Here is a 7,376-nt window from a genome sequence, read left to right as displayed (position 1 = left end):
TAGCGGAGTGGGATTTAATAAAGAGGAAGTAGCGCAAACAGTCATAACTAATTTAAATGGTTATTACGCTTCTGCAAAAATCAATTTCTATTTATTAGGAAGTGACTATATTGATTCTGACCGATACTCCCACCGGTCCTTGTGAATGGAATATTTTTGGAGAATACATAGCCACAGGAACAGATGCCAATGGTGACTATTATAACCCGGACCCTACTAACCTGATGTCGTACTCATGGGCTTCGGGAGTTTATCACTTAAGCATTTCGAACGGAACGGAAGTGCGGCATCAGAAAATAATGATTCCATAAAAACATACCAACACAATAAAGAAGGTGTCTCGAAACTCTCATAAGCCAAAAGGGGTTGTGTCAAAACGTGGATAATGCTGTCGTTTCGTTCGTAGGGGCGAGGTTCGCTCGCCCGAAAACAGTTTACTTTGTGTCTTCGGGCAGGCAAACCCTGCCCCTACAACTGACGATTGGATAGGCTGGTTTAGTTTTGACACACTCCCGAGAACAGTTCACTTTAAGTTATTGGGGTCATTGGGCGGACACATGGGGCCGCCCCTACCGTAAAGTATTATCGAAAAAGTTCAAAAGCCGGAAGAAGTTTTACAGATGAAAGGAGGCTGAAACGACAATACGGAATGTCCATTCACTACCGGAAGCCCCATTAACAGGGCGTTTCAACGACTAATGAAAGGAGGAAGGGAGAAACAGATTTTCGCTTTCTTTCTTGCAGGTTCCATGCTTTTGTTATATATTGCCACCCTGTTTTAAACAGGCTTAGAATGAATTTTATTCTTGGAAATACATCTATCAATGAAACGAGCCGTATTATTTTTATTACTGAACTTGACTATTTGTGCTATTTATGCCCAGAGTCAACCTGTTTCCCAAAGGCTGGATGCTTTGCTGAACGACGAAATCCTGAAAACTTCCGAAGTTGGTATCACGGTCTTCGACCTGACCACGGGTGAATCTCTTTATCGGTATCAGGATGAGAAACTGTATCGCCCTGCTTCCATTGAGAAGGTGATTACTTCTGTCACAGCGCTTGCCCGTCTTGGGGCAGATTATACAATGGATACCCATCTTCGCTATACCGGGAAAATAGAGAATGATACACTGAAAGGGAATCTTTATCTGATAGGGGGCTTTGACCCGGAGCTGATGGATGAAGACCTGGATAGCCTCGTGGCGGCGGTGGAAGCGCAGGGTATCCGGTATGTGACGGATACCATTGCTGCCGATGTCTCGATGATGGATTCCGTATATTGGGGACCGGGGTGGTCGTGGGATGATACTCCTTATTCATTCCAGCCTTATCTTTCTCCTCTGATGCTGAATCGCGGTTGTGTGGATGTGTCTGTTTCGCCTGCTCAGAAAGATTCTTTGCCGACAGTGCGTTGTACTCCGGTTTCAGATTATTACCGGGTTTGTAATCGGGCGGTGAGCCGTAACCCGCAGGCAGGGAAATTGGAAATCACCCGCAACTGGCTTTCCAATGGTAATGTGATAACGGTTTCGGGCAACGTATCCGGGCCATACACAGGGCAAGTGAATATTTATACTTCCAAGGATTTTCTTTTCCATACGTTTATCCAACGTTTGGAAGAGAAGGGAATTACCTCCGGTGTGCATACTTATGCTGATTGTCCCACCGCCAGTGACAGTATTGCAACTCTTTATACCATCAGGAGGCCTATCAAACAAGTGTTGGAACGTGCTTTGAAGAAGAGTGATAACTTGTGTGCCGAATCCATGTTTTATCATCTTGCCGCCAAACATGCCTCACACAACCGGGTGACTGCCGGTGACGGAACGGAGGCCATTGCCGGTTTTATGAAGGATGTACTTGGCTTTAATCCTGATTATTATAAAATAGCCGATGGTAGCGGGGTATCCTTATATAATTATATCTCTCCGCGGCTATTGTTGGAGTATTTGAAGTATGCCTATTATCATCGGGATATCTTTTTGCCGTTGTATGATGCTCTTCCCATTGCCGGAGTGGACGGCACATTGCAATATCGTATGAAGCAAACCAAGGCCCGGGGGAATGTTCGTGCCAAGACCGGCTCGGTGACCGGAGTGAGTTCTTTGGCTGGATATGTGAAAGGGGCTGACGGACATCAACTGGCTTTCGTTATCATTAATCAGAATGTGCTGAAATTAAGCCGTGCGCGTGCTTTCCAAGATAAAGTTTGCGATATTCTTTCTCGCTAATATGGGGGTTCCTGTCTGCAGGGCAGCGCATTTAAGGGTAAGTGAAAGTGTTTTTGCGACAGGATGGACAAAATTTACACCTTTTCTGAACGATTACTGTATCTTGAAGCTGTAAATGTTTTGTAACTTTGCCCAAGTAGAAATCAAAAGAATACCATAAAACACATAAAATAGCGTATGAAAACAAATTATGAAATCCGCTATGCCGCTCATCCCGAAGATGCCAAGCGCTATGATACCGCAAGGATACGTCGCGACTTTCTGATAGAAAAGGTTTTTTCGGATAATGAGGTAAATATAGTATATTCTATGTACGACCGTATGGTGGTAGGGGGAGCCCAACCCGTAGGTGAAGTACTGAAACTCGAAGCTATCGAGCCTTTGAAAGCTCCTTATTTTCTAACCCGCCGCGAAATGGGTATATTCAATGTGGGAGGCCCCGGTATAGTAAAAGCCGGTGATGCCGTGTTTGAATTGGATTATAAAGAGGCGCTCTATCTGGGAGCGGGAGACCGTGAAGTGTCTTTTGAAAGTAAAGACGTCTGCCGGCCCGCCAAGTTTTATTTCAACTCTACTACCGCACATCGTAATTATCCCGATAAAAAGGTTACTAAGGCAGATGCCATCGTTGCAGAAATGGGTTCGTTGGAAGAATCTAACCATCGTTGCATCAACAAGATGTTGGTCAGTCAGGTGTTGCCCACTTGCCAGTTGCAGATGGGAATGACAGAGTTGAAACCGGGAAGCGTATGGAATACTATGCCGGCACATGTACACAGCCGTCGCATGGAAGCCTATTTCTATTTTGAGGTTCCCGAGGAACATGCTGTCTGTCATTTTATGGGGGAAGTGGACGAGACACGGCATGTGTGGATGAAAGGAGAGCAGGCTGTACTGTCTCCCGAATGGTCTATTCACAGTGCTGCTGCTACGCATAATTATACCTTTATTTGGGGAATGGGTGGCGAAAATCTTGATTATGGAGACCAGGACTTTTCTCTGATAACAGATTTAAAATAAGAAAGTAAGACGGAAAAGAGTTTTATTAAACGTTTTGTGTGCGATAACGGAAGTTTTTTATTACCTTTGGGCGTCGTAATGGATAAGAGAATACAAGAAATAAATTATTATACTAAAACATTAAATTAATTACTATGGTGAATTTTTCATTGGAAGGTAAGGTAGCTCTCGTAACAGGTGCTTCTTACGGAATTGGTTTTGCTATTGCATCGGCGTTTGCTGCTGCTGGTGCTACTATCGTTTTCAACGATATCAAGCAGGAATTGGTAGACAAAGGTTTGGCTGCTTATAAGGAAAAAGGCATTAAGGCTTTCGGTTATATATGTGACGTTACCAACGAAGAGCAAGTGAACGCTTTGGTGGCACAGGTAGAAAAAGAAGTAGGCGTTATCGATATTCTTGTAAACAATGCAGGTATTATCAAACGTATCCCGATGTGTGATATGAGCGCAGCAGAATTCCGCCAGGTTATCGACGTTGACTTGAATGCTCCGTTTATCGTATCTAAAGCCGTTATCCCCGGTATGATTAAAAAAGGTCATGGAAAGATTATCAATATCTGCTCTATGATGAGTGAACTGGGACGTGAAACTGTATCTGCTTATGCAGCCGCTAAAGGTGGCTTGAAGATGTTGACCCGTAACATTGCTTCTGAATACGGTGAGTACAATATTCAGTGTAACGGTATCGGCCCGGGTTACATCGCTACTCCTCAAACAGCTCCGTTGCGTGAACTTCAGGCTGATGGCTCACGTCATCCGTTCGACCAGTTCATCATCGCCAAGACTCCGGCTGCACGTTGGGGAACTCCCGAAGATTTGCAGGGTCCTGCTGTGTTCCTGGCATCAGATGCTTCTGACTTTGTCAACGGTCATGTGCTTTACGTTGACGGTGGTATTTTGGCTTATATCGGTAAACAACCCAAATAATATAAATGCCCGGAAAGGGCTGTTTTCAGGTACGGATGGGAGTGTGTCAAAACTAAACCGGCCTATCCAATCGTCAGCTGTAGGGGCAGGGTTTGCCTGCCCGAAGACACAAAGCAAACTGTTTTCGGGCGAGCGAACCTCGCCCCTACGAACGAAACGACAGCATTATCCACGTTTTGACACAACCCCATTCTCCTTTCATTAAATAGATAATATGAAGAAAATCTTTTTAGTAGTGGCAGCGGCATGTTCGTTGTGTTCCTGTTCACAACAGCAGCCGGTTACTGTAACTGTCACTAATCCTTTGGCTATGGACCGTAGCGGTGAGATGGTGGAAGTATCTATGGCGGAGATTTCATCTAAGTTGCAATTGCCGGATACGGCGCAAGTAATTGTATTGGATGAAAACGACCTGGAAGTTCCTTATCAGGTCACTTATAATGATATGCTTATTTTCCCTACCTCGGTAAAGGCATCTTCTACAGCTACTTATACTATTAAACCGGGTAATCCGCAACCGGTGGATGTCATTTCCTGCGGTCGTGTTTATCCTGAGCGTGTAGATGATATTGCTTGGGAAAACGACCGTGCCGCTTACCGTGCTTATGGCCCTGCACTTCAGGCAACCGGAGAGAGGGCTTATGGTTATGACGTATTTACCAAACGTGTGCCCGAACCGGTGGTGGAAGACCGTTATGACGGTGAGCTGAATAGGAATATCTCTTATCATGTAGACCACGGAAACGGTATGGATGTGTATGCAGTAGGGCCTACATTGGGCGGCGGTACAGCTGCTTTGTTCCCCGATAGCACCATTGCTTATCCGTATTGCTGGAAAGAATGTGAGGTGCTGGACAATGGTCCGCTCCGTTTCACGGCAAAATTGGTTTATAATCCATTGATTATAAAAGGAGATAGCAATGTGGTGGAAACTCGTGTCATTTCTTTGGATAAAGGTTCACAGTTGAACAAAACAGTGATTTCGTATACTGATTTGAAGGAAGTGACTCCTATTGTGGCCGGTATCGTTATTCATAAAGAAAACCCGACGGGATATTCTTTCGATTCCAATGCCGGGTATATTGCTTATGCCGATTCTACCCAGAATCCGAGAAACAATAACGGTATTATTTATGTGGGTGCTGTATTTCCTGCCAGCCTGAATGCTGCAAAAGCGCAGTTCTTCCCTGAAACAGAAAGGAAAGAACATGGCGGTGCTCTCGGACATGTGTTGGGTATCAGTGATTATGAGCCGGGAACTGAATATGTTTACTATTGGGGTTCGGGCTGGAGCAAATATGGTTTTGCAGCCGATACCGAATGGACGAAGTATTTGGAGAACTTTGCTCAGCAGGTGCGTAACCCATTGACAGTGACTGTGAAGTAAAAGAATATAGTGGATGATTAAAAAGTTACCTGAAAAGCCGTGTGCTTTAAGGTAACTTTTTCTTTTTATTGAATAACCGGAATACGATGATGAAACGAAGAATGATGATTGGTTTCCTATAGCGGATTATTACGTCCGAAAAGCCTTAGTCTTCGGTAAGGAACTGCTTACTCTTCCTTATGGAATTCTCACAGCCCCTTTCTTTCTTTTGTTGTATCTTAAAAGTTCTTTTTGATTATTTCCTGCATCACTTCCGATTTCTTGTCTTCGTCATTCGCCTCTTTCCTCAGTTCCAGCAAGCGTGCCTTCATTTTTTTGATAACCGGAGCATACTCGGCATCCTTATATGCGTTGTGATTCTCGTGCGGGTCTTTCTGTAAGTCATAGAATTCCCACGACGGAGCAGTCGGAGTATCGTCCGAACCAGTGGCATCCAACCTGTTTCCGTAAAGGAACATAAGTTTATAGCGTTCATTGCGGATACCGATGTGTGCCGGGCGAATGGTGTGGTGTGTCCAATAACGATAGTACATATCTTTGCGCCAATGGCCGGATGTTTTTCCGGCAAGGTTGTTGCGGAAACTTTGCCCTTGCGATTTGTCTGGAGCCTTTACGTGGGCATAGTCGGCAAGCATGGCTGCAAAGTCTGTGTTCAGGATAATGTCCTTGTTGCGTGTGCCGGCGGGTATTTCCTTTGGATAACGGATGACAAACGGCATACGGAGCGGTTCCTCATACATCATTCGTTTATCAAAGAATCCATGTTCTCCCAAGAAATATCCTTGGTCTGATACATAAATGACAATGGTATTCTTTGCCAGTCCTTTTTCGTCCAGATAGCGGAGCAGACGGCCTATATTGTCGTCGATGGTGGCGCCGCAGCGCAGATAGTCTTTTATCATTTTCTGGTATATCTTCTTTCGGGCGGAAATGCTGTCCATGCCTTCGGTGCTGAAGGGGAGTTCCGGATATTGGCACCACCACGGGCCTTTGGATGCCTGTTCCCATCGCCAACCCATATTTTCAAGTTGACGTCCGGTGAAAGTACGTCCCGAAGCAATGGTATCGAATTCCATCATGGTGTCTGGTTCGGGAAAGGTTACATCATCATATAGATGTTTCATGCGTTCGGGGAAATCCCATGGCTCATGGGTTGCTTTAAAATGGCAGCAAAGCATGAACGGTTTATCGGTGTTGCGTTCTTCCATCCATTGGATACATTTGTCTGTCACCAAGTCGGTTGAGAAGCCTTTCTCTTCTATGCCGCTACGTTCTTCCGTATCATCTTTCCAGTTGTCGGCTGTTTTGAAAAGCGGGTTGATGTATTCTCCTTGGTCATGGAACACGCTGAAGGTGTCGAAGCCGGAGGGTTGTGTCTTGAGGTGCCATTTGCCGAAAAGAGCTGTTTGATAGCCGCCTGCCTGCATTTGTTTGGCGATATTGTCCTGATTACGGTCGAAGCTGTCTTCCAGTGTCCTTACTCCGTTAATGTGACTGTAAGCGCCTGTCAGGATAGTGGCCCGGCTGGGGGCGGAGATAGAATTGGTGCAAAAGCAGTTATCCAACACGCATCCTTCATCGGCGAGGCGTTTGATATTGTCGTTCTTTACATACGGAGCCAATATACCTCCGTACACTCCCCATGCCTGTGAGGTGTGGTCGTCGGAGAGAATAAACAGGATATTGGGACGTTCTTTGTCTTGTTCTTGCGCTTGGAGCTCTCCTGCCGATAATGGTTGGCAAAGCAATGCGCCGGTCAGTAATTGAAGTGTTTTTCTTTTCATCATGTTCTTGTGTTTTTTGTTTGGA

At 45.2% G+C, this 7,376-nt stretch carries 6 protein-coding genes; 5 read left to right on the top strand and 1 reads right to left on the bottom strand.

Features of this window, described 5'->3' with window-relative positions:
- Window positions 1–101 precede the first annotated feature (101 nt).
- The 5 genes from IR173_RS10870 (at window position 102) to IR173_RS10850 (ending at window position 5,567) form a co-directional block, all read left to right on the top strand.
- A complete protein-coding gene (locus IR173_RS10870; RefSeq protein ID WP_237039623.1) occupies window positions 102–311 on the top strand; it encodes a hypothetical protein in 210 nt (69 codons plus the stop codon).
- Between the two features lie 513 nt (window positions 312–824).
- On the top strand, window positions 825–2,231 hold the full coding sequence (dacB, locus tag IR173_RS10865) for a D-alanyl-D-alanine carboxypeptidase/D-alanyl-D-alanine endopeptidase (RefSeq protein WP_237039622.1): 1,407 nt from the start codon (window positions 825–827) through the stop codon (window positions 2,229–2,231).
- 177 nt (window positions 2,232–2,408) lie between these two features.
- Entirely contained in the window at window positions 2,409–3,251 is an 843-nt protein-coding gene (kduI, locus tag IR173_RS10860) for a 5-dehydro-4-deoxy-D-glucuronate isomerase (RefSeq protein WP_237039621.1), read from the top strand.
- Between the two features lie 134 nt (window positions 3,252–3,385).
- Window positions 3,386–4,180, top strand: coding sequence for a gluconate 5-dehydrogenase (locus IR173_RS10855; protein ID WP_237039620.1), 795 nt, complete (start codon window positions 3,386–3,388; stop codon window positions 4,178–4,180).
- 214 nt (window positions 4,181–4,394) lie between these two features.
- Entirely contained in the window at window positions 4,395–5,567 is a 1,173-nt protein-coding gene (locus IR173_RS10850; RefSeq protein WP_237039619.1) for a DUF4861 domain-containing protein, read from the top strand.
- A gap of 218 nt (window positions 5,568–5,785) precedes the next feature.
- On the opposite strand, the gene IR173_RS10845 is transcribed toward IR173_RS10850, so the two are convergent.
- On the bottom strand, window positions 5,786–7,354 hold the full coding sequence (locus tag IR173_RS10845; RefSeq protein ID WP_237039618.1) for a sulfatase family protein: 1,569 nt from the start codon (window positions 7,352–7,354) through the stop codon (window positions 5,786–5,788).
- Between the last annotated feature and the right edge of the window lie 22 nt (window positions 7,355–7,376).

The sequence above is a fragment of the Phocaeicola faecalis genome (genome assembly GCF_021730445.1).
Taxonomy (GTDB): domain Bacteria; phylum Bacteroidota; class Bacteroidia; order Bacteroidales; family Bacteroidaceae; genus Phocaeicola; species Phocaeicola faecalis.
The sequence above is the reverse complement of the archived record's forward strand: the minus strand, read 5'-3'. Positions and strand labels throughout refer to the sequence as shown.

Excerpts from the sequence above, each read along its gene's own strand:
- dacB (WP_237039622.1), top strand. The coding sequence starts at position 825 with ATGAAACGAGCCGTATTATTTTTATTACTGAACTTGACTATTTGTGCT.
- kduI (WP_237039621.1), top strand. The coding sequence starts at position 2,409 with ATGAAAACAAATTATGAAATCCGCTATGCCGCTCATCCCGAAGATGCC.
- IR173_RS10855 (WP_237039620.1), top strand. The coding sequence starts at position 3,386 with ATGGTGAATTTTTCATTGGAAGGTAAGGTAGCTCTCGTAACAGGTGCT.
- IR173_RS10850 (WP_237039619.1), top strand. The coding sequence starts at position 4,395 with ATGAAGAAAATCTTTTTAGTAGTGGCAGCGGCATGTTCGTTGTGTTCC.
- IR173_RS10845 (WP_237039618.1), bottom strand. The coding sequence starts at position 7,354 with ATGATGAAAAGAAAAACACTTCAATTACTGACCGGCGCATTGCTTTGC.